We start from the raw sequence: 309 nt of genomic DNA on the forward strand, positions 1-309 counted from the left end.
ATCGAGATCCCCCGGCAAACCCTGGCCCGCTGGGTCATCCAGTGCAGCGAACACTTTCAGCCACTGCTGAACCTGATGCGTGACCGCCTGCTGGAAAGCCCGGTGATCCATTGCGATGAAACTCGCGTGCAGGTGCTCAAAGAGCCGGATCGTGATCCGACCAGTCAATCCTGGATGTGGGTGCAGGCCAGTGGCCCGCCTGATCGACAAGTCGTGCTGTTCGATTACACCACCAGCCGCGCGCAGGAGGTGCCGCTGCGCCTGCTGGAGGGCTATCGCGGTTACGTGATGACCGATGATTACGCCGGT

General features: G+C 61.5%; 1 protein-coding gene. It reads left to right on the top strand.

What is annotated here, in order from left to right; all coding sequences use genetic code 11:
* A partial coding sequence (locus tag ACF8O8_RS05845; RefSeq protein ID WP_392509371.1) for a transposase occupies positions 1-309 on the top strand: 309 nt, incomplete at both ends.

The sequence above is a fragment of the Pseudomonas sp. TYF_14 genome (assembly GCF_043105275.1).
Taxonomy (GTDB): Bacteria; Pseudomonadota; Gammaproteobacteria; order Pseudomonadales; family Pseudomonadaceae; genus Aquipseudomonas; species Aquipseudomonas alloputida.